Source organism: Geobacter sp. (assembly GCA_009684525.1).
In the GTDB taxonomy this organism is placed as follows: domain Bacteria; phylum Desulfobacterota; class Desulfuromonadia; order Geobacterales; family DSM-12255; genus Geoanaerobacter.
On record WKKR01000002.1, the window covers coordinates 770,047 to 791,862 of the forward strand.

The 21,816-nt window shown below is 60.6% G+C and carries 19 protein-coding genes; 9 read left to right on the forward strand and 10 right to left on the reverse strand.

From position 1 onward, the window contains the following. Positions 1-144: 144 nt before the first annotated feature. Positions 145-2,421: an AAA domain-containing protein gene (locus GJT30_09635; protein MSM39864.1), complete on the forward strand. Its 2,277-nt coding sequence runs from the start codon at positions 145-147 to the stop codon at positions 2,419-2,421. Between the two features lie 258 nt (positions 2,422-2,679). Then, positions 2,680-2,862, forward strand: coding sequence for a ribbon-helix-helix protein, CopG family (locus GJT30_09640; protein ID MSM39865.1), 183 nt, complete (start codon positions 2,680-2,682; stop codon positions 2,860-2,862). A gap of 73 nt (positions 2,863-2,935) precedes the next feature. Here the strand turns inward: GJT30_09640 and GJT30_09645 are convergent, their stop codons facing one another. From GJT30_09645 to GJT30_09665, 5 genes are all read right to left on the reverse strand, one after another. Further along, entirely contained in the window at positions 2,936-4,405 is a 1,470-nt protein-coding gene (locus GJT30_09645; protein MSM39866.1) for a cysteine--tRNA ligase, read from the reverse strand. Positions 4,406-4,467: 62 nt separating this feature from the next. Beyond that, positions 4,468-6,141, reverse strand: a complete 1,674-nt coding sequence (locus GJT30_09650; GenBank protein MSM39867.1) for a glutamine--tRNA ligase/YqeY domain fusion protein — start codon at positions 6,139-6,141, stop codon at positions 4,468-4,470. A gap of 12 nt (positions 6,142-6,153) precedes the next feature. Further along, positions 6,154-6,633: a 2-C-methyl-D-erythritol 2,4-cyclodiphosphate synthase gene (locus GJT30_09655; protein ID MSM39868.1), complete on the reverse strand. Its 480-nt coding sequence runs from the start codon at positions 6,631-6,633 to the stop codon at positions 6,154-6,156. A 3-nt stretch (positions 6,634-6,636) separates the two neighbouring features. Further along, the gene (ispD, locus tag GJT30_09660; GenBank protein ID MSM39869.1) at positions 6,637-7,341 is read right to left on the reverse strand and encodes a 2-C-methyl-D-erythritol 4-phosphate cytidylyltransferase; all 705 of its coding nucleotides are present in this window, start codon (positions 7,339-7,341) and stop codon (positions 6,637-6,639) included. A 258-nt stretch (positions 7,342-7,599) separates the two neighbouring features. After that, positions 7,600-8,307, reverse strand: a complete 708-nt coding sequence (locus GJT30_09665; protein MSM39870.1) for an FCD domain-containing protein — start codon at positions 8,305-8,307, stop codon at positions 7,600-7,602. A 166-nt stretch (positions 8,308-8,473) separates the two neighbouring features. On the opposite strand from GJT30_09665, the gene GJT30_09670 reads away from it, so the two are divergent. Together GJT30_09670 and GJT30_09675 are read left to right on the forward strand one after the other, a co-directional pair. Then, positions 8,474-9,532, forward strand: a complete 1,059-nt coding sequence (locus tag GJT30_09670; protein ID MSM39871.1) for a potassium channel protein — start codon at positions 8,474-8,476, stop codon at positions 9,530-9,532. Next, entirely contained in the window at positions 9,525-10,298 is a 774-nt protein-coding gene (locus tag GJT30_09675; GenBank protein MSM39872.1) for a TIM barrel protein, read from the forward strand. The genes GJT30_09670 and GJT30_09675 overlap by 8 nt, the downstream gene beginning before the upstream one ends. A 10-nt stretch (positions 10,299-10,308) precedes the next feature. On the opposite strand, the gene cls is transcribed toward GJT30_09675, so the two are convergent. Beyond that, complete coding sequence (gene cls, locus GJT30_09680) at positions 10,309-11,730, reverse strand: cardiolipin synthase (GenBank protein ID MSM39873.1); 1,422 nt, start codon at positions 11,728-11,730, stop codon at positions 10,309-10,311. A 273-nt stretch (positions 11,731-12,003) separates the two neighbouring features. On the opposite strand from cls, the gene htpX reads away from it, so the two are divergent. The 5 genes from htpX (at position 12,004) to GJT30_09705 (ending at position 16,690) form a co-directional block, all read left to right on the forward strand. Then, entirely contained in the window at positions 12,004-12,858 is an 855-nt protein-coding gene (htpX, locus tag GJT30_09685; protein ID MSM39874.1) for a zinc metalloprotease HtpX, read from the forward strand. Between the two features lie 177 nt (positions 12,859-13,035). Further along, the gene (gene rsmB, locus GJT30_09690) at positions 13,036-14,385 is read left to right on the forward strand and encodes a 16S rRNA (cytosine(967)-C(5))-methyltransferase RsmB (protein MSM39875.1); all 1,350 of its coding nucleotides are present in this window, start codon (positions 13,036-13,038) and stop codon (positions 14,383-14,385) included. A 74-nt stretch (positions 14,386-14,459) separates the two neighbouring features. Then, positions 14,460-15,125 carry a ribulose-phosphate 3-epimerase gene (locus tag GJT30_09695; protein ID MSM39876.1) on the forward strand — a complete coding sequence of 222 codons (666 nt, stop codon included), beginning with the start codon at positions 14,460-14,462 and terminating at the stop codon, positions 15,123-15,125. A 58-nt stretch (positions 15,126-15,183) separates the two neighbouring features. Then, positions 15,184-15,783 (forward strand): NUDIX domain-containing protein, encoded by a 600-nt coding sequence (locus GJT30_09700; GenBank protein MSM39877.1) that lies wholly within the window; start codon positions 15,184-15,186, stop codon positions 15,781-15,783. After that, entirely contained in the window at positions 15,758-16,690 is a 933-nt protein-coding gene (locus GJT30_09705) for a diguanylate cyclase (GenBank protein ID MSM39878.1), read from the forward strand. Before GJT30_09700 ends, GJT30_09705 begins: the two co-directional genes overlap by 26 nt. Before the next feature lie 33 nt (positions 16,691-16,723). Here GJT30_09705 and GJT30_09710 read toward each other — a convergent pair whose 3' ends face one another. From GJT30_09710 to mtnA, 4 genes are read right to left on the reverse strand one after another with little or no spacing between them, the layout of a single operon-like run. After that, entirely contained in the window at positions 16,724-17,374 is a 651-nt protein-coding gene (locus GJT30_09710; GenBank protein ID MSM39879.1) for an endonuclease III domain-containing protein, read from the reverse strand. Positions 17,375-17,388: 14 nt separating this feature from the next. After that, positions 17,389-17,586: a hypothetical protein gene (locus GJT30_09715; GenBank protein MSM39880.1), complete on the reverse strand. Its 198-nt coding sequence runs from the start codon at positions 17,584-17,586 to the stop codon at positions 17,389-17,391. After that, positions 17,583-20,759, reverse strand: a complete 3,177-nt coding sequence (gene glnE, locus GJT30_09720) for a bifunctional [glutamate--ammonia ligase]-adenylyl-L-tyrosine phosphorylase/[glutamate--ammonia-ligase] adenylyltransferase (GenBank protein MSM39881.1) — start codon at positions 20,757-20,759, stop codon at positions 17,583-17,585. Before glnE ends, GJT30_09715 begins: the two co-directional genes overlap by 4 nt. Continuing rightward, positions 20,756-21,796 (reverse strand): S-methyl-5-thioribose-1-phosphate isomerase, encoded by a 1,041-nt coding sequence (mtnA, locus tag GJT30_09725; GenBank protein MSM39882.1) that lies wholly within the window; start codon positions 21,794-21,796, stop codon positions 20,756-20,758. Before mtnA ends, glnE begins: the two co-directional genes overlap by 4 nt. Positions 21,797-21,816 lie beyond the last annotated feature (20 nt).

Genomic DNA, 21,816 nt, shown 5'->3' on the forward strand with positions numbered 1-21,816 from the left:
GCTTTGTGCCACTCCTGGCACTGTGTATACAAAGTGTGCCATTTGTTGCACATTGTATCGAATTGCGCTACAGTGTACAAACTGCACCCTTCGTTCATGCGTGTCCGGACAAGGGGTAAGCTGCCTGAAAAAGGAGATCTGAGCATGCAGCCGATCATAACGCAGACCGACAGATGCCGGAAGTGCTACTCCTGTGTCAGGAGCTGTCCGGTCAAGGCGCTCAAGCTGGAGGAAAGTCATACGGAGATCATCTTCGAGCGGTGCATCGGTTGCGGCAACTGTCTCGGGAACTGCCCGCAGAAGGCAAAGGTGGTCTCGGACAAGATCGGGGTGACCGAGGATTACCTCGCTGACGAAACCCCGGTCGTTGCAGTGCTCGGTAGCTCCTTTCCGACCTTCTACCACGCGATCAGCCCCGGCAAGCTGGTTACCGGCCTCAAGAAGCTCGGTTTTGCCGAGGTGCACGAGGGGGCCTACGGCGCCGAGTTGATCGCCCCAGCCTATGCGCGGGAGCTGGAAACCGCATCTGTCCCGCTCATCTCGTCACACTGCCCGGCAGTGGTCGACCTGATCGAGCGTCACTATCCCCGCCTCATCGACAACCTGGTCGGCGTCGTCTCACCCATGGTGGCGATGGGCCGCTTCTTGAAGAGCGTGCACGGACCTGAGCTGAAAGTCATCTATATCAGTTCATGCATAGCCGCAAAATTCGAGATCCAGTCCGAGGATGCCTGCGGCGCTATTGACGTCGTGCTTACCTATCAGGAGCTGGACGGGATGTTCAAGGGGCGCGGAATCAATCTCTCGGTGCTGACCGAACAGCCGTTCGACGGTATCCAGCCCCACCAGGGGCGGCTTTTCCCCATTACCGCCGGCTCGTTCCGGGCCTTTTCCATCGCTACCGACCCCTTGGATACGGAGGTCATTGCGGTGACCGGCGAGGCAAACGTCATGGGGATCATCAGCGACCTTGCTGCGGCGCGGATCACGCCCCGCATCACCGATGTCCGCTTCTGCTACCATGGCTGTATCGGCAGTGCCTGCGAAAACAAGGAACTCACCGAGTTTTTTAAACGGAAACTGATCATCAACCACTTCAAGAGCGAACTTCCCTATCGTACGGCACCGCACTATCGCGTCGAACGCGAACCGCTCGATATTTCGCGGACCTTTTCCCGCAAGGACGTGAAGCTGCCGATCCCCAAGGGGGCGGATATCAAGAAGATCCTGCAATCGACCAACAAGTTTACCCGCAAGGACGAAATGAATTGCCGGGCCTGTGGCTACAAGACGTGCAGGGAGTATGCGGTGGCCGTCTTTCAGGGGCTTGCCAACCTGGAGATGTGTCTCCCGTTCAACGTGCAGCGTCTGGAGGAGGATCGTGGGCGGCTGATCCAGAAATACGAGCTGGCACGGCGGGAGCTGGACAAGGAATACGGCGACGAATTCATCGTCGGGAGCGACGGCAGGACCCGCGAGGTAGTGGAGCTGATCAAGCAGGTCGGGCCGACGCCGACAACGGTGCTGATCCGCGGGGAGTCGGGAACCGGCAAGGAGTTGGCAGCCCGCGCCATCCACCGCTACAGCAGGCGCAACGACAAGCCACTGGTAACTGTGAACTGTACCACCCTGACCGATTCGCTCCTGGAGAGTGAATTGTTCGGGCACAAAAAAGGTGCGTTTACCGGTTCCGTGGCCGACAAGCAGGGGCTGTTCGAGGCTGCCGATGGCGGCACCATCTTCCTGGATGAGATCGGCGATATCACGCCGAAGCTGCAGGCCGAACTGCTGCGGGTGCTCGATACCGGCGAGGTGCGGCCAGTGGGGGGGACCCAGTCGCGCAAGGTCGATGTGCGCCTGATCGCTGCTACCAACAAGAATCTGGAAGAGGGGATTCGCGAAGGATGGTTCCGCGAGGACCTGTTTTACCGTCTCAATGTCTTTACCATCATCATGCCTCCCCTGCGTGAGCGTTCCGAGTCCATACCGCTTCTTGCCCACCATTTTCTGGAAAAGGCACGGAAAAAACTGAACAAAAACATCGAGGCCATCGAGGAGCGGGCGCTCAAATCGATGATGCAGTACCAGTGGCCCGGCAATATCAGAGAGATGCAGAATATCCTGGAGCGGGCTGCGGTGTTGACCCACGACGAGGTGATCAAGCTCGGAAACCTGCCGCTGGTTTTTGCCGAGAGTTATGCCGAGGGAGCGGCGGACGTGCCGGATCTCCGCTCATTCAAGAATGAGCGCGAACCCCATGTCCTTCGGGTCGAGAAGAAGCTGATTCAGCGTTACCTCGCCGATGCGGGGGGGAATGTCTCCCGTGCCGCGGAGCTCGCCAATATCCCGCGCCGGACTTTTTACCGTCTCCTGGACAAGCACGGGCTGAAGGGGTGGCGCGACGCCGGTGCGGCCCGTTGAGTGGGTGCATTCCTGTGCCGTGTGTCAGGTCTGGCAGGAATGCGTAGTTTTGGCCAGTGCGTGCCAAGTGTGGCACACTTTGTATACATATTCTCAAAGGCTGGCGCAGTAACCCGGAATGCCACTTTAATGAAGTCGGGCAGTTATGGTGGGTTTCTGTGGTTTGCGAATTTGGCATGATTATGGCTAGAGTAGTAGTCATATGACGTTAACTGGCAATAGACCAAAACACGAACACAACATAGGAGGATGACGACAATGGGAAGAATGAGGGAAAACCCGCGTTACAATGTGGTGTCGATGCGGATCAGTGACGAGGAGAGGGCTGTACTCGAAGAGATCATGAGCGTGACGAACAAGAGTGTTTCACAGATCATGCGCGAAGCCATGGAAATGGTAAAAATGCGGATCAATCCGGAGTTCAGCAAGAAAGCTGCCTGATCGCAGCCGGACTCATGCACCACAAAAGGCCGCTTACGCGGCCTTTTGTGCATCTGCAGAGAAAAGCGCCCTGCTACTTGACCTTCCAGGTGGTTCCTTCCGCACCATCCAGCAGCACGATATTCCTGGCCAGCAACAGATCCCTGATTTCGTCGCTTCGCTTGAAGTCCTTGGCCTTGCGCGCCGCGGCTCGCTCGGCAATCAGCTGCTCGATCTCTTCCTGGCCGATCTCAATGCCGGCCATCTTTTGTCCCTTGATCCTGTCCAGAAACGAACCCGGTTCGGAGTGAAAGAGCCCCAGAACCTGACCGGCTTCCCTGATCCGCTGCCGGGCTGCTGCGAGAAGCTCGGCCTGGTCGGAGGAAAGCCCGTTCGCTTCGGCAATAAGGCGGTTGGCGGCCCGGACCAGTTCGAAGATGTTCCCCAGGGCAAGGGCCGTGTTGAAGTCGTCGTCCATGGCTTCGCGGAAGCGGGCCGGGAAATCGGCGACCTTTGCGGCAAGCTCCTGTCCGGCTTCGCTGCTGTTTCCTGCCGGTGCAACGGCATCCGCCTGCAGTGCCGCGTCGATGGAGGCAAGGGCGGAGTAGATGCGCTCCAGGCCGGTTCCTGCCTCGGTCAGGTTCTGGTCGCAGAAGTCAATGGGGGAGCGGTAGTGGGCCGAGAGGAGGAAAAAGCGGAGGACCTCGCTGTCGTAGCGAGCAAGCACTTCCTTAATGGTGAAGAAGTTGCCCAGGGACTTGCTCATCTTTTCGGCATTGATATTGACAAAGCCGTTGTGGAGCCAGTAACGGACGAACTGGCAGCCATTGGCCGCCTCTGACTGGGCGATTTCGTTCTCATGGTGGGGAAAGACCAGGTCCTTGCCGCCGCCGTGGATGTCGAAGGTGGTGCCGAGGAATTTCATGCTCATGGCAGAACATTCGATGTGCCAGCCGGGGCGACCGGGGCCCCAAGGCGATTCCCAGGCCGGCTCGCCCGGCTTGGCCCCCTTCCAGAGGGCGAAATCCATGGGGTTTTCCTTCCGCTCGTCCACTTCGACCCGAGCGCCGGCCTGCATGTCCTCCAGGTTGCGCTTGGAGAGTTTGAGATAGTCGGTAAAGGTAGCGACGCGGAAATAGACATCCCCCTCCACGGCATAGGCATGACCGCGATCGATCAGGCGCTGGACGATTTCGATGATCTCGGCGATATGCTCGGTCGCCTTTGGTTGATGGGTGGGGAGCTCCAGGCCGAGCGCTGCCATATCGCGGTCGAATTCGCCGATGAACCGCTCCGCGACCTCATTCCAGGGGATGCCGTCGCGATTGGCCCGGTTGATGATCTTGTCGTCGATGTCGGTGTAGTTGCGCACATAGGTCACTGCATAACCGGCATAGCGCAGATAGCGGTAGATCATGTCAAAGACCACGTTCGCCCGGGCATGGCCGATGTGGCAATGGTCATAGACCGTGACGCCGCAGACGTACATCTTGACCTTGCCCGGTTCGACGGGGATGAATTCTTCCTTGCTGCCGGTCAGGGTGTTATAGACACGCAATGCCATAGGAGATACCTCGTAGTGGGATTACTCTGGATTCGGCCGCAGAGCGCTGCCGGAATCATGAATCAGCGTTTGGTCCAGGAGTCGCGCAGGGTAACGGTTCTGTTGAAAACCGGCGAAGCGGGCGTGGAGTCCTTCAAGTCGACGCAGAAGTAGCCGCTGCGCTCGAACTGGAAGCGCTGCTCGACCGCGGCTGTCTTCAGGGATGGTTCCAGTTTGCAGTCGGTCAGGATCTCCACCGAGTCCGGGTTGATCTGCTGCTTCCAGTCGTCGCCGCTCGGGTTCGGCTGAGCGAACAGGCGGTCATAGAGCCGGATTTCGGCGTCCAGGGCATGGGACGCCGAGACCCAGTGAATCACCCCCTTGACCTTCCGCTCGGCGCCGGGCAGGCCGCTCTTTGTTTCCGGGTCATAGGTGCAGCGCACCTCCACCACGTTTCCTGCCCCGTCCTTGACGCACTCGGTGCAGCGGATGATGTAGGCTGCCCGAAGCCGGACCTCCTGGCCCGGCGAGAGCCGCTTGAACCCTTTTACCGGCTCTTCCATGAAATCGTCCCGTTCTATCCAGAGTTCGCGGGAAAAGGGGACCGTCCTGGTTCCCATCTCTGCATTCTGGGGGTGGTTGGCCACAATGAACTCTTCATCTTCCCCTGCGGGATAGTTTTCGATGACCAGCTTCAGGGGGCGCAACACCGCCATTGCCCGTGGTGCCCTTTCGTTCAGGTCTTCGCGGACAGATTCCTCCAAGATGCTCATGTCGATCCAGCTGTCGCTCCGGCCGACGCCGATCCGCTCGCAGAAGGTGCGGATCGATTCCGGGGTATAGCCCCGTCGACGCAGACCGACCAGGGTCGGCATGCGCGGGTCGTCCCAACCGCTGACGTCCCTGTCCTGAACCAGCTGCATCAGCTTGCGCTTGCTCATGACCGTATAGGACAGGTTGAGACGGGAGAATTCGTACTGCCGCGGCTGGTGGGGCACTGGCAGGTTATTGAGCAGCCATTCGTAGAGCGGGCGATGGTCCTCGAACTCCAGGGTGCAGATGGAGTGGGTGATTCCCTCGATGGCGTCGGACTGGCCGTGGGCGAAGTCGTACATCGGGTAGATGCACCATGCATCGCCGGTATGGGGGTGGCTGGCATGGAGGATACGGTACAGTACCGGGTCGCGCAGGTTTATGTTGGGGGAGGCCATGTCGATCCTGGCCCTGAGAACCTTGGCACCATCGGCGAACTCACCGGACCGCATCCGACGGAACAGATCCAGGTTCTCTTCTGCCGATCTGTTCCGATAGGGGCTCTCCGTGCCTGGTTCGGTCAGGGTGCCGCGGTGCTGGCGGATCTCTTCGGCAGTCAGATCGTCCACGTAGGCTTTCCCTGCCGTGATCAGGTGCTCGGCCCACTGGTAGAGCTGCTCGAAATAGTTCGACGCATAGTAGAGGTGCTCGCCCCAGTCGAATCCGAGCCAGTGGACACTCTCCTTGATCGACTCGGTGAACTCCACGTCTTCCTTGGCCGGGTTGGTGTCGTCGAAACGGAGGTGACAACGCCCGTTGAAGTCGCGGGCCAGGCCGAAGTTGAGACAGATCGACTTGGCGTGACCGATATGGAGGTAACCGTTTGGCTCGGGAGGAAAGCGGGTGATGATGGTGGTGTGCTTTCCTGAAGCGAGGTCTGCCTCGACGATCTGGCGCAGGAAGTTGGTGGGGGTGACGGTCTCTTTTTCGGGTGCATCTGACATGGTATGCCTCGTTCAGTGGGGTGACGGCATCATCAATGCGACGGCATGAGCGGCGATTCCCTCGCCGCGGCCGCAGAAGCCGAGTTCCTCGGTAGTGGTCGCCTTCACGTTGACCCGGTCCACCCCGGCTGCCAGGACCCTGGCGATATTTTCCCGCATCCGGGGGATATGGGGTGCCATCTTGGGCCGCTGGGCCACAATGGTGGCGTCGAGATTGCCGAGCTGGTACCCCTTTTCACGGGCCAGATTCCCCACGTGCTCAAGGAGTTTCAGGCTGTCGGCCCCCTTGTAGCGGGGGTCGGTGTCGGGGAAATGCTTGCCGATGTCACCTTCGCCAATGGCGCCGAGGATGGCGTCGGCGATGGCGTGGAGCAGGACGTCGGCGTCGGAGTGGCCGAGCAGCCCCTTTTCCCAGGGGATATCCACCCCGCCCATGATCAGCCTGCGTCCTTCGACCAGGCGATGGACATCGTAGCCATGTCCGATCCGCATGCGTTACTCCTCTTTCGTCTCCCTGGCCCGCAAAAAAGCTTCGGCCAGGATCATGTCTTCGGGGGTCGTAATCTTGATGTTCCGGTAGTCGCCCATGACGACCTTGACCTCTTTGCCGAGCCGCTCCACCAGCGAGGTGTCGTCCGTGCCCAGGACCTCCTCGGTTGCGGCTCGCTCGTGGGCGTCGCGGATGATCCCGTAGCGGAAGGCCTGTGGAGTCTGGGCCTGCCAGAGGTTCGCGCGGGGCGGTGTTTCCCGGATCGTCCCGTCGACAACCACCTTGATGGTATCCTTGACCGGCACCGCCACCAGGGCGCCGTCGGCTTGCAGGGCAACGTCGATGGACCGTTCGATGATCTCTGCCGTGACAAAGGGGCGAACGCCGTCGTGAATCAGGACCACATCGTCGTCGGCCGGGGAGACGACGGCGCGCAGACCGTTGAGTACCGAATGCTGGCGCTCAGCGCCGCCGGGCACAATGGCCCTGACTTTGGCAAAGCCGTGCGCCTCCACAACCTCGCTCCGGCAGTAGGGGATCTCATCCAGGGGAGAGATGACGTAGATCTCGTCCACCAGCGGGGATGAGTCGAAGACTGCTATGGTGTGCGCAACGATGGGAATGCCGGCAACAAGGAGGTACTGCTTGTTGATACCGGCGCCCATCCGTTTTCCCATGCCGGCGGCCGGGATCAGGGCTATGACCTTCATGCTCCGTCCTTACGGAAGGGGTTACCGAAAAATCGGCCAATTATAGGGATATTGAGAGAAAAAGGCCAGTCAAAATATGGGAGTTGGCGTTGGACTCTTCTGTCAGGCAGCGTCTGCTGGCCCACGAGGCGGTTTTTGCGGCAGGGGAATGTTGTGCAGGGCTGTAGAGGGGCTCTTCCGGGTCGTGAAAGAGAGTCTGGGCAGAGGCAAGCCGTGGGGCAGGGTGGAGGTGTGTGCGTCTGCTCGTGGTGTCGGGGATCAGAGATCCATGTGCATCATTGCATTTCTTTCCGAAGGCTTCAGGGAAGCGCTCATGTCGCCGGTCTGCGTAAGTACTCTGCCGCCATATTCCGCGGTCTTACGGACCAGTTTTTCCGCCATGGCCGGATTTTTTCTTCTGAACGCCTCGATGATCTTTTCGTGTTCCTGCGCCGAAACCTTCATGCGGCCGGGGAGGCTTAAGGAGGCGAGGCGGAGGCGCTGGAACTTGCTGACCAGGCTGGCGATCATGTCGCAGAGCTTATCGTTGCTGGCAGCTTTGATGAACAGGTCGTGAAAATCGTTATGCACCTTGAAGAACTGTTTCACGTCGGAGTCTTCGGCAAGCTGGAACAGTTTGGCATTGATGGCTTCCAGTTTGTCGATCTCTTTGGCGCTGAGATTCTGGCACGCCTTGCGGGCCGCATATCCCTCCAGGATGCTCTTGATGGCATAGAACTCTTCCACGTCCTTCTGGGAAAAGGAGGTAACCACCGCGCCCTTGCGGGGGATGACGGTAAGGTACCCTTCTGATTCGAGCTGCCGGAATGCCTCCCTGATAGGGGTGCGGCTGATGCCGAATCGTTCGGCAAGTTCCGGTTCGGCAACCTTTTCCCCGGGCTTGAGTGCCCCTTTGACAATGGCGTCGCGGATAGTCTCCAGTATCCGTTCGCGCAACGTAAGGTGCTTTTCGATATTTCTTTTCATTATCTTTTTCTCCTGAGCACAGTTAGGCGAATTGTATACAGTATACATGATTTGTCAAGAAATACGACGAACTCCCTTGAAAACAGCGGTGTCGCAGGCTGTCGTGACGGCAATCGGCTTGCAATTTACCCTATGCGATAGTAAGCTTTGCCGGAAGGAGCGGCCGGTGGATCCTGTACGACACCTGAAGATATCGATTACTGTCCTGGGAGTCTTGGTGACCCTGGGAGTGGTGGGTTTCATGTCCATTGAGGGGTGGCGGTTTCTCGATGCCCTCTACATGACTACCATTACCCTTGGTACGGTCGGTTTCAGGGAGGTGCACGATCTCTCCGACAGCGGCAAGATCTTCACCATGATCCTGATCGTCTTCGGGGTGAGCGTACTCGGTTACATCGTGGGGAGTCTTGCCCAGATCATGTTCGAGGGGCAGCTGCAACGCTTTATCGGGAGGAAGAAAGTGGAAAAGATGATAGAAGCCCTTGCCGATCACTACATCATCTGCGGGTACGGGCGGATGGGATCGCTCATCTGCAGGGAGTTTGCAGCCAAGCCGCTCCCCTTCGTTGTGGTGGAAAAGACCTCCGAGATTGCCGAAAAGCTCAAGGAGGAAGGGTATCTCTATATGCACGGCGACGCCACCGACGACGAGACCCTGCTGCGCGCCGGCATCAAGCGCGCCAAAGGGCTCATATCGGTGGTCACCTCCGACACCGAGAACGTCTACATTACCTTGACCGCCCGAGGTCTCAATCCCGAACTCTACATCCTGGCCCGTTCCGGTGAGGAAGGGTCGGAGATCAAGCTGAAGCGGGCCGGGGCCAACAAGGTGGTTTCACCCTATCTCATCGGTGGGAGCAGGATGGCGCAGGCGATACTCCGCCCCAACGTGGTGGATTTCATCGAGATCGCCACCGGCCGCGAGCATCTCGACCTGCAGATGGAGGAACTGGAAATCCCCCCCAACTCGCGGTTTGTCGGCGAGACCCTGGTCAGCTCGGGATTCCGCAAGGAAACCGGCGTCATCATCATCGGCATCAAGAAAAAGATCGGCAAAATGATATTCAATCCCCACTCCCAGACCAAGCTGGAAGCGCGCGACACCCTCATCATCCTCGGCGAGCCGACGGCCATCGACAAGCTGGAGCAGCTGTTCGGCCGTTCTCCCAGTGACGAGGAAGTGAAAAACAAACAGAAGAAGGAGCACGGACGTTCCCATGACTAACCTGGTATGTGCACATGTCCCCTATCCCTATCTCGCCCAGCACCTCGACTTTATCCTGGAGCAGCGGATCAATCCCGAGGTTTTCCTGAACGGCGATGCCCTGGACAGCCTGGTTGTGGAAGAGCTGGCGAGCATAGCCGACGCCCTGCATGCCAGCGGCCTCAGGACCACCATACATGCGCCGTTCATGGATCTGAATCCCGGTTCTCCCGAGCCGCTCATCCGGCAGGTCACGGCCCGGCGCTTCGAGCAGGTGCTGGATGCGGCGGAGATCCTCAAACCGGTTGTGATGGTCTTCCATCCGGGGTATGACCGCTGGCGTTATGGCGACAGCCAGGATACCTGGCTCGGCAACTGCATCGACTCCTTCCGTCGGGTCCTGGAGCGGGCGGAGGGAATCGGCTGCACCATTGCCGTGGAGAACATCTTCGAGGAAGAACCGTCCACCCTCAGGGGGCTGCTCGATGCCTTCAACCTGCCGAACCTGCGCCACTGTTTCGATGTTGGGCACTGGAACCTGTTTCACAAGGTGGGGATGGAGGAGTGGTTTGCCCAGCTCGGCTCATATATTGCCGAGGTGCATATCCATGACAACCATGGGACGCGCGATGAGCACCTCCCCATCGGCGACGGCGATATCGACTTCGATCTCTTTTTCAGCCTCATGCGCCAGTATGCGCCTGACGCGGTCTACACCATAGAGGCGCACAGCCGGGAAAAGGTGGCGCTTGCCATGAGCCGGCTGCTCAAGCATCTGGGCGGCTGATAGGGGTCGATCAGAGGTAGGGGGAGAAGAGTTTGGCCACGCTGTCGCGGATCTTTTCCGGAAGCGGCCGGCCATCCACGTTTTCCAGGCTCTCCTCGCGGGACATCATGAGCGCAGAGTCGAAATAGCGGCAGAGCTCTTGCGTACCGGCGGGATCATAGACCTCCAGGTTGAGCTCGAAATTGAGCCGCAGGCTGCGGGGGTCCAGATTGGCCGAGCCGATGAGCGACCAGACGTCGTCCACCAGGAAGAGTTTGGTATGGACGAACGGCGGGGGCTGGTAATAGACCTTGATGCCGTGCTGGAGGAGCTCCCACAGGTAGGCCCTGCTCGCCCAGTGGACGAACGGCAGGTTGTTGCGGGCGGGCAGGATCAGCGCAATGTCGACGCCACGCATGGCTGCCGTGATGAGGGCCGAAATGAGCGACCGGTCGGGGATGAAGTAGGGGGTCATGATCCTGACGGTACGCCGTGCACAGGATAGTGCCCCCATGATGATCCAGAGGAGTTTCCGGAACTCCTTGTCCGGGCCGTCGCTCACTGCCCGGACCATTGCCGTCCCAACGGCGGGGATCTCCGGGAAAAAGATTTCGTCGTTCACCAGCTCGCCTGCCACGAAGTGCCAGTCCTCAAGAAAGATCCGCTGTAGATTGGTCACCACCGGTCCCTCCACCCGGAACTGCAGATCCTTCACCGGATCTTCCGTCAGGGGCGGTGTTACCATGTGCCGACTGCCGATGTTCATCCCCCCGGTAAATGCCGTGGTCCCGTCCACAACCAGGATCTTCCGGTGATTACGTAGGTTCAGGTAGCCTCCGTGCCGTAAAGGGAGGAAGCGGCCGATCTTTACTTTTGATCCCTTGAGGAGATTACGGGCCAGCGGCCGGGAGTACTTTTCCCCCAGGCTGTCGATGATGACGCGGACGTCCAGGCCCCGCTTTGCCGCGGCTGTCAGCGCCGCGACGAACCTGCGGCCGATCTCGTCGCTTTCAAAGAGATAGGTGGAGAGATGGACGGAGCGGGTGGCTGCATCGATGGCTGCCAGCATTGCCGGATAAGCGCTGTCGCCGTTTTCCAGCGCGGTGATCCGGTTGCCGCTCGACAGATGGGCGGAGACCACCCGGTCGGAAAGGGTGCGCAATTCCTGGAGATGTTCGCAGCCGGGGGGGAGTCCCAGTTCGGCGGCCCGGTCGAAGCAGACGGGGAACTGGTCCCACCCTGCAACCCTGCGGCCGCTCTCCAGCCACTGGCGGGCCTTCCGGTGGATACGGTTTACTCCCATCACCCAGTAGAGGAACGGCCCGAGAAACGGCGCCGTGATGCAGACCACTATCCAGCCGAGGGCAGAGCGGGGATCGCGCTTGAGCAGGAGGGCATGGCCCGCGGCACCCAGGGAAAGTGCCGCCAGTCCTGCAATCAGGATGCCCCACATGAGATGATCCACCGTAACTCCTTGCTGTTCATTGCGCTGCCCGCATGCTCGCCGGCGGCGCTGCTGTTTTTGCCGTATGCAGAGTGTAGCGGCCGGTTGAGAAGAGCATAATCGACCGCGATTCCCTGTCAAGATGCGCAGAAGGCTTATTTCAGATGGCTGTTCCCGGTCCTGCCCCAGTCTGACCGCCCCTTGATGTTTTGCATCGCAGTGTTTATACTACTCTCAGAGATAGGAAATAGCCTATATCTTTACATGATTTTGAGGTGATACATGAACACTCTCCGTACCACATTCCTCATGGCGCTGTTGACGGTCGTGCTGGTCCTGGCCGGCGGAGCCATTGGCGGACGCAACGGCATGGGTTTTGCGCTGATCATGGCTGCGGTGATGAACCTGGGGTCATACTGGTTTTCCGACAAGATCGTGTTGGCGATGTACGGTGCCAAGGAGGTGACCGAGGGGGAACAGCCGGACCTTGTTGGGTTGGTGCGCCAGTTGACGATGCAGGCAGGAATGCCGATGCCCAGGGTCTATCTGATCGATGCGCCGACTCCCAATGCCTTTGCCACTGGCCGCAATCCCGAACATGCTGCAGTTGCTGCCACCACCGGGATCATGCGGATTCTCACTCGCGAAGAGCTGATGGGTGTCATGGCCCACGAACTCTCCCATGTGAGGCATCGCGATATCCTGATTTCCTCCATTGCCGCAACCATGGCCGGAGCCATCACCTACCTGGCCAACATGGCGCAGTGGGCGGCCATTTTCGGCGGTGGTCGGGATCGGGACGATGACGGAGGAGGCGCATTCGGCCTGCTGGCCATGGCCATCGTTGCGCCGCTTGCCGCCATGCTGATCCAGATGGCGATCTCCCGTTCCCGGGAATACGAGGCCGACCGGGGTGGTGCCGAGCTCTCCCGCAATCCCCTCTACCTTGCCGGCGCCCTGAAAAAACTCCAGCTCGCCAACCAGCAGATTCCGATGCAGGCCAATCCGGCGTCAGCCCACATGTTCATCGTCAATCCACTCACCGGCGGCGGCCTGATGTCGCTTTTCTCCACCCATCCCCCGCTTGAGGAGCGGGTGCGCCGGCTGGAGGCGATGGCCCATGGCCGGCGGGAGTGACCGTCTCGAATCTGCGGCGCGGTGAGCGGGATAGATACTTTTTCTCGCAAAATCCGCGTATTTTGCTATACTGACTCTCTTTCGCCTGCGGTTGTCCCGAGCCGATGTAGGCAGCGGTTGCGGGAACCGCGCCGTAGCGGGATGAGATGTAATTAATTGTGTGTCAGGAGTGACTTTTTGCCCGCCAACCCCCGCCAGTCTGCCTTTTCCATCCTTGCCCGCATTGACAAAGAGCATTCGTTTGCCGATATCCTCCTTGATCGGGAGCTTTCACGGGGAGAACTTCAGGGTGCCGACCGCGGCCTCCTGACCGAGCTGGTGTATGGGGTGCTGCGCCGGCGCGGCACGCTGGACCATATCATCAACCAGTTTTCCCGGCAGCGGGTGGACCGGTTGGAGCGGGCCGTGTTGACGCTGCTTCGCCTTGGCCTCTACCAGCTCTTCTTCCTCGACCGCATACCCGCATCCGCGGCGGTGAACGAGACCGTCAAACTCGCCCATGGAGTGGCTCCACGGGCAGCGGGGTTTGTCAATGCCGTGCTGCGGCAGGCAGATCGACAGCGGGCAGCCATAGCCTATCCCGATCCGGGTACCGATCTCCGGGCCTATCTGGCGGCGCGTTACTCCCAACCTGTCTGGATCGTCGCCGACTGGATCGATCAGCTGGGTGCGACAGAGGCAGAGGAGCTCTGCCGTGTCATGAGCGAGGCACCCCCCCTGACCATCCGCGTCAACACGCTGCACATCTCCCGCGAAGCGCTCCTGGAGCGTCTTGCCGCAGAAGGTGCCACGGCTCTGCCAGCCCGCTATTCGCCCCTTGGCGCCCAGCTCAGCTCCCCGGTCCCGTTTGCCACCCTGCCGAGTTTTCAGGAAGGGCTCTTTTCGGTCCAGGACGAGGCATCACAGCTGATAGCCCTGCTGCTGGCGCCTGTGGCAGGCGATCGTCTGCTCGACCTCTGCGCCGCTCCGGGTGGAAAGGCTGCCTGCCTCGCCGAGCAGATGGGCAACCAGGGGAGCATCCTTGCCTGCGACCTCCATCCGCGCCGCCTGGAGCAGGTGCGGCTCGGCGCGCAGAGGCTCGGGATCGACATCATCTCCACCAGGGCCATGGATGCGGCGAATGCCGGTCAGGCACTTTCCGGCGAACTGTTCCCGCGGGTGCTGGTGGATGCCCCCTGCTCGGGACTGGGGGTCCTCCGGCGTAACCCCGAGGGGAAATGGTGGAAGACGCCGCAGGATGTGGCAGAGCTGACAGCGCTGCAGAAGCGGATCCTTGCGAGTGCCGCAGAGTGCGTTGCCGAAGGCGGGCTGCTGGTCTACGCCACCTGCTCCACCACCTTTGCCGAGAATGAAGCGGTTGTGGAGGATTTTCTTTCGCATCACAGCGATTTTGTGCTAGAAAATGTGATTGAACTGTTTCCCTGGTCTGCGGACCTCTGTACCGAGCGAGGATTTTTCCGTTCCTGGCCGCACCGGCACGGGATGGACGGCTTCTGTGCCGCACGATTACGGAAGTCGCATCACTAGTTTTCGTCTGTGCCCCCTGCGGGAATTCTCCCCTTTGCCCCCTTCCCGCTCCAGATAATCATAAAGGAAATAACATGAAAAAGATTGCCCCTTCGATTCTGTCGGCCGATTTCGCCAAGCTCGGCGAAGAGGTGAGGGCCGTTGCCGCTGCAGGTGCGGACTATATCCACGTGGATGTGATGGACGGCCACTTCGTCCCCAATATCACCATCGGCCCTCCGGTGGTTGCGGCACTTCGCGCGGTCACCGATCTCCCCCTCGACGTGCATCTCATGATCACCGATCCTGACCGGTTCATCCCCGATTTTGCCACTGCCGGCGCCGATATCATCGTGGTCCACGCCGAGGCCTGCTGGCACCTGCATCGCACCGTGCAGCTCATCCGTTCCCTGGGGAAAAAGGCCGGCGTTTCTCTGAATCCCGCCACGCCGCTGCAGGTGCTGGATTACGTTCTTGACGAACTTGACCTGGTGCTGCTGATGACCGTCAATCCCGGCTTTGGCGGGCAATCGTTCGTCGAGGCGTGCATCCCCAAGATCCATGCACTCCGGGGTATGCTCGACCGACGTGGCCTGGAGACCGAGCTGGAGGTTGACGGCGGCGTCAAGGTGGATAACATTGCCAGGATCTCCCACGCAGGTGCGGACGTGTTTGTGGCCGGCAGCGCCGTTTTCGGCAGCAACGATTACGTAGCAACCATTGCCGACCTAAAACGGCTTGCCCGGGAACCGGTACTGTAAAGGAGACGCGCGGCCTGCACCCTTTGCGGGGGAGATGCGGGACCGGTCATGATACCCGATGGCGATCGATCTCTTGGAGAGAATACGGACCGTCTTGGCAGGGCGCGAGCGTATTCCGCTTCCGCCGGGGCCGGTCCCCGCTGCGGTGCTGGTTCCGCTGTTTGTGAAAGATGGCGAGTATCACCTGCTCTTTACCAAACGGACCGCGCAGCTCAACCACCATGGCGGGGAGATCTCGTTTCCCGGCGGGGTCTGCAATCCCGAGGAGGATCTGCAGCATGCCGCCCTGCGAGAGACCTGGGAAGAGGTTGGGATCAGGCCGGAACAGGTCGAGCTGCTGGGGCAGTTGGACGACTTCTACTCGGTGCATAATTACCTGGTCACCCCCTATGTGGGTTTTGTTTCACCGTTTCTTTCGCTCAAGTTGAATATGGCAGAGATCGATAAGGTATTGGAGGTGCCGGTTCGGCATCTTCTCGATCCGAAATGTTTCCGTATCGAAGATTGGAACTGGAAAGGACGTTTGCATCCGGTATACTTCTACGGATTCGGCGAAGACGAGATCTGGGGATTGACGGCAGCCATTCTCAAGCAGTTCCTGGACTTGATATTTTCTGCAGGGAATATGATACATGCCCACCAGCATTCTGATCATTGACGATTCTGATAAGATTCGGGAGCAGATCGTCCAGACCCTTCAGGCGGTCTCGCTTGTGGATCAGTATTTCCAGGCGCGGGACGGTATCGAGGGGTTCAAGTATCTCATCGAGCGACCGCAGATCGATCTGGTGCTCTGCGACCTGGAGATGCCGCGCATGGACGGGTTCAAGTTCCTCGCCATGGTCCGCTCGCGGGAGGAGCTGAGGAGCATCCCGATCATCATGCTGACGGCCCGTGAGGCGCGGGAGTTGAAAATAAAGGGTCTGGAGCAGGGGGCAAGCGATTATGTCACCAAGCCCTTTGATCCGGGCGAACTGGTGGCGCGGGTCAGGGTGCAGTTGAAGATCAAGCTTTTGCAGGACGAGCTGAAGCACTCCAACGAACTGCTCAAGGAGCTGTCCAACACCGATCCGCTGACCCAGCTCTTTAACCGGCGCTACATGATGGAGGTTCTGGAGAAGGAGATCCAGCGCACCTTCCGCAAAGGGTCGCCCATCTCCCTCATCATCATGGACATCGATCATTTCAAGAAGGTGAACGATGTCCATGGCCACCAGCAGGGGGACACGGTGCTGGTCAACGTGGCCGGCCTGGTGAAGCGCCACCTGCGCAGCTATGATGTCGCAGCCCGTTACGGCGGCGAAGAGTTCGTTGGCATCCTTCCCGAGACCCCCCTGGACGAGGCGATGGTTGTGGCCGAGCGGGTGCGCGTGGCTGTCCAGCAGCTCACCTTCGCCCATAAGCTGCAGACCCTCAAGATCACTATCAGCATGGGGGTGGCTACCTACCCCGGTCCCGGCGTCGACTCCATCGACGACATCATCCGCGTTGCCGACGAAGCCCTCTACCGGGCCAAGTCCGAAGGGCGAAACCGGGTCATCACCCTGCAACCGATGCCCGGCTGACCGGCACTACCCTTTCCCCCCAACCGATTTCCATCACCACTGCCGAGGACAGAGATCGCTGAGCGGGCAACCCGTGCAGCAAGGTTTCTTGCGGCACCACTCCTTGCTCTGCTGAACGATCAGGGCATGGTAGTCGTTGTAGAGCTGTGCGTCCTCGGGAAGCCTCTCCATGAAACGCCACCGTATGGCTTCGTAGCCGGAAGCGCCATCCAGAAGGCCGAGCCGGCCGAAGAGCCGCGTCGTATAGGCATCGACCACGAAGCTCGGTTTATGGCCGGCATAGAGGAGGATGGCGTCGCAGGTCTCCCGGCCGATCCCCCGCACTGCCAGCAGTTCTCCCCGAAGCTCCTGCCACGGCCCGGCGAACATCCGCTCAAGCTTCCCTTCGTGATGACAATAAAGCCACTCCACAAACTCCTTCAGCCGCTGGCTCTTGATGTTGTAGTAGCCTGCCGGCCGAATGGCGGCTGCGAGCCGTTCCGTCTCGATCTCCCGCACACCTTCGGCCGAGAGCAGCCCCAATTCTTTCAGGTTGGCGATTGCCTTTTCCACGTTGCCCCAGTTGGTATTCTGGGTGAGGATGGCGCCGACGCAGACCTCGAACGGCGTCTCTGCAGGCCACCAGTTGAGCGGGCCGTAGTGGCGGTAAAGCAGTTGGAAGATCTGGAGGAAGGGATCGGCCATGGGAAGAGCGGGGTTCAGCCCCCCTGGGTGAGGACGCGCAGGTGATCGCGGTACTCGGAGAGTTTCGTGGCAAGCTTCTTCAGCTCCGCCGGTGTGTAGATCGCCTCTCCCTTTGCCAGCTCGGCTTCCAGGAGGGAGATGATTTCGTTGATCGACGGTTGCCGTGGCGGCGGGTCGCCGTTGCCGAGCAGCCAGGCATTCTTTCCGCTCATTCGGCATCACCCAGGATCTGGCTGTAAACCCGGCGCACCGCGTCGGTCACGCTCTGGTATTCCTGCATCAGGGCATCGCCGGGGTTGCGCAGCTTGGGATCGTAGCCGAGCCGGAGCGCCAGCTTGTTCAGGTAGCTCCTGGTCCCGCCCAGATCGTTCATGGAGTAGTCGTGGATGATCCGGAGCCGGTTCTCCAGGCGGCGAAGGAATTTGTAGCTGTTGAGGAGCACGCTCCCCTCCGCCTCGGTGAAGATGCCACGGTTGTGCAGCCCTTTCAGGGCCTGCAGGGTATTCTGGCTCCTGATCTCCTCCAGGTCGTGGCCATGCACCAGCTGCAGGTACTGGACGATGAACTCCACGTCCACCATGCCGCCGCGGCCGGTCTTGATGTTGTAGCTGCCGGCACTTTCCCGGGCAATCTCGTTTTCCATCCGCATCCTGAGCCGGTGGATCTCCGCCCGCACCCCTTCGTCGGCCATGCTGCCGTAGACGGTCTGGCGAACGACCTCCTCTACCGCTTCCCTGATGTCAGCGCTGCCGAGCACCACCCTGGCCTTGGTCATGGCCTGGCGTTCCCATACCTGGGATTCGGTGCGGTGATAGTCGCGGAACGAGCCGAGCGAGGTCACCAGCGGGCCGGCGTTACCGGACGGCCGCAGGCGCGTGTCGATCTTGTAGACGTACCCCTCGCGGGTCTGCATGGTGAGGATGGAGATGATCTTTTGTCCCAGCTTGGCGAAATATTCGTGGTTGGTGATCTGTTTTTCGCCGTTGGTCACCCCCTGGTGGTCATAGATGTAGATGATGTCCAGGTCGGAGTGGTAGTTGAGTTCGCCCCCTCCCATCTTGCCCATGGCAAGGATGGCCAAGGATGCGTCGCAGGTCTTCCCCTCCGGGTCCTGCCAGGTGGGGGTTCCGAAGCGAGCCAGTTCCGCCGTCGCTATCCGGTGGGCCGCATCCAGGCAGACCTCGGCCAGCGAGGTGAGCTGGGTGGCGATCTCGGACTGGCCGAACTTGCCGTAGATGTCGTTCATGCCGATCCGGAGGAACTCTTCGTGACGATAGCTGCGCAGCACGTCCAGACGCTCCTCGAAATCCTCTGCCCGCTCCAGCATTGCCGACAGCTCTTCCGCCATTACCTCCCGCGCCTTGAAGGAGGAGGCGTAGGTCTTGGCAACCATGCTGTCCAGGATCTCCGGGTGGCCGATGAGGATCTTGGAGAGGAACTCGGAGATGCCGAACAGCGAAACCAGGAGCTTCAGCACCTCACGGTTTTCCGCCAGCAGGGCATAGAAGGTGGAACGGGAGCCGACTGCCGAGAGGAACCGCTCCAGGTTGGTCAGGGCCATGTCCGGGTCTGGGGAGGCGAAGATCTCCTGAAGCAGAAGCGGTGCGATCCGCTCAAGGATCCGGCGGGCCCGCTCGGTGAGGTTGGCGCGGGGCGGTCCGTCACGCAGGATGATCAGGTTGTCGTAGGCGGTGTCGACCTTCTCGAAACGCCGCTCTGCCAGCATGTCCTTCACCAGGTCGGGATCGGCGCGGTGGTCGAAGAAGACGTAGACCTCCGGGGAGACCTCGCCCTGGAGTTTCTGGTCCCGCTCGAAAAAGAGCCCACCGTAGATGGCCGACACATTGCCGCGGTGGTCTTCCAAGGTGCGGCGGAAGCGTTCGGCGCCGTTGCTGCGCAGGAAGCCGCAACGCCGGGCCAGTGCCGTGAATTCCTCCTCCTTGCGGGGGAGGCTGTGGGTCTGCCGCTCCTGGACCACCTGGATCCGGTGTTCGACGGTCCTGAGGAAGCGGTAGGCCTCGGCGAGCGCCTGGTAGTCCTCTTCGGGGATGAGACGGGCATTTTTCAGGGTCGTCAGCGCCGTGAGCGAATTCCGTTCGCGCAGCCCCGGATTTTTCCCTGCATAGACCAGCTGGAGCGCCTGGATGAAGAATTCGATCTCGCGGATGCCACCCCGGCCGAGCTTGATGTTGTACTCCCCCTCCCGTTCCCTGGCCAGCGAGGCGTCGATCTTCTTCTTCATCGCCATCATGTCGTCGATCAGGTTGTAGTCCAGGTACTTGCGATAGATGAACGGGCTGATGGCGGCGAGGAAGCGCTCTCCAAGTTCCAGCGAACCGGCCACGGGCCGCGCCTTGAGCATGGCTGCCCGCTCCCATGACTGGCCCCAGGACTCGTAGTAGACCTCGGCCGAGCGGAGCGAGATGGCCATGTCGCCGCTCTTTCCCTCCGGACGGAGCCCCAGGTCGACCCGGAAGACAAAACCGTCTTCGGTTACCTGCGACACCGCCCTGGTCACCATTTCCGCCAGCTTGACGAAATAGGCGTGCAGCGAGATGTTGCCCCGCCTCCCCCCCTGGTCGTCGGGTATGCCGGTGGTCTCACCGCTGTCCGACGAATAGAGAAAGATGATGTCGATGTCCGAGGAGAAGTTCAGTTCCTTGCCGCCGAATTTCCCCATCCCCAGGATGGTCAGGTCGGCCTCTGCGTCACCCTGGGGGGTGCGCATGACCGGCAGCCCGTATTCGGCGGCAAGGATCCGCTTCGTCACTTCATAGGCGACCTGCAGGGCCGCGGCGGCAAGCTGGGTGAGCTCCAGGGTCACCTCTTCCAGTGCTGCGAGCCCGCTCAGGTCGCGGGCGGCAATCCGCAGCACCTCGGCATACTTGAAGCGGCGCAGGATCGGGAGGAGCGCGGCATAGTCGGTGGTATCACTGACCAGCGCGCGCAGGGCAGTGACGGTTTCGTCACCCTGGCGGCGCTTGTCGATGCGACGCCGGATGAAGAGATCGCGGAAATAGGCCGGGTCGCGGCAGAGGATGTTGGTGAGAAAGGGTGACGAACCGCAGAGGATCAGGAGCTGGGCCAGGCGGGACTTCTTGCCGCAGATGACGCGCAGCTCTTCGGCGGAGACCATGGAGCTGATCCGCTCCAGACTGTTCAGCGCCATGTCGGGCATGGGGGTGGCAATGGCCTGCAGGGTGATGGCGCAGAGGCATTCGGGCGGGAAAACCGCTGCCAGCAGTTTCAGGTTGGCTGCGGAGCGGGCGCCGAAGGAAAACCCCCTGCTTTCCAGGAACAGGGCCAGGGGCTGATCGGTCTCGGCGTCGGCGATGCGCTCCAGGAGCGGTAGAAGCAGAGCGGCAGATTCGCTGTTGCGGGTCATCCCTGCACCAGGGCGCGCAGTGAGCGGAGATAATCCTCCCGCGCCACCCCCCGCTCCGTGATGATGGCCGTGACATACCGGGCCGGGGTGACATCGAAGGCCGGGTTCCTGACCTTGACCCCTTCGGGCGCGATGCCGACCCCCTGGATATGGGTCACTTCCGCGCTCCCCCGTTCTTCGATGGGGATCTGGGCGCCGCTGTCCAGGGAGAGGTCGAGGGTCGAGACGGGTGCGGCAACGTAGAACGGGATGCCATGCTCCTTGGCAAGGACCGCCACGCTGTAGGTGCCGATCTTGTTGGCCGTGTCGCCATTGGCCGCGATCCGGTCGGCGCCGACCACGCAGCAGTCGATCTCACCCTTCTGCATGAGCCAGCCCGCCATGTTGTCGGAGATCAGGGTCACCGGGATGTCGTCCTTCATCAGCTCCCAGGCGGTGAGGCGCGCCCCCTGGAGCCAGGGGCGGGTTTCGTCGGCAATCACCCTGATTTTCTTGCCCGCCTCGTGGGCGGCACGGATGACGCCGAGGGCGGTGCCGTAGCCGGCGGTGGCCAGGGCGCCGGCGTTGCAGTGGGTGAGGATGGTGGCCCCTTCGGGGATGAGCGGTCCGCCGTTTTTGCCGATGGCCCGGCAGATCTCCCGGTCCTCCTCTTCAACATGGATCGCTTCGTCCTTGAGGATGGCGCGGATGGCATTGAGGTCCTGGTCGCGGTGGGCCTCGGCTACCCGTTTCATCCGGGCAATGGCCCAGAAGAGGTTGACCGCGGTCGGCCTGGTGCGTGCCATGACATCGCAGACGTTTTCCAGCTGTCGGAAGAACGACTCATGGGTGTCGGCGATGATGTCCCGCGCCCCCAGGGCGATCCCCATCGCCGCTGCCACGCCGATGGCCGGCGCGCCGCGGATGATCATGCCGCGGATCGCCTCAGCCACCCCCTGGAAGTCGGTATAGACGTTGTAGACCTCCTCGGCTGGAAGCCGGGTCTGGTCGATCATGATAACGGTATTGTCACGCCATTCGATGGTACGGAAGGACATACTTACCTCGCTGGAAAATC